The 397-nt window shown below is 60.5% G+C and carries 1 pseudogene; it reads right to left on the minus strand.

Annotated features, from left to right (window positions below):
- Window positions 1-397 (minus strand): annotated as a pseudogene (locus tag AB4Z23_RS28810) (sucrase ferredoxin); the annotation flags it as partial.

Here is a 397-nt window from a genome sequence, read left to right on the forward strand (position 1 = left end):
CGGTTACAGTGGCGTGTTGCGTGCCGATCGTTGCGCAGAAATGAACTTGGTCCGCGTTGGAAATGCCGCTCTCCGTCTTATGAAGTGTCACCGCCCCTGTTGTGCCGCGCTGTCCTGCCCATTCCAGCAGCGCGATTTCCGCCGTCTGTGCAGGCGCGTCGTAGGAGGGGTTACCGCGATAGGCGGGCAGGTAGGGAGTGCCCTGTTCAAGGCAGGTGAGAAAATCGCCAACCTGCGATGGCTCTAGTCGGCTATAGCGGGCTCTGTGCGGCAAAACGACAAGTGAGGCGGCAAAACGGCATCCGCCGAGATGGGTGGATTGCAGGATACGGAAGCGACTTGGATTTGCTGCCTGTCGCAGGGCGTTCCATGTCGCAAAGCCGTAACGGGCGCAGCA

This window comes from Agrobacterium sp. MCAB5 (assembly GCF_052114365.1).
Taxonomy (GTDB): Bacteria; Pseudomonadota; Alphaproteobacteria; order Rhizobiales; family Rhizobiaceae; genus Agrobacterium; species Agrobacterium tumefaciens.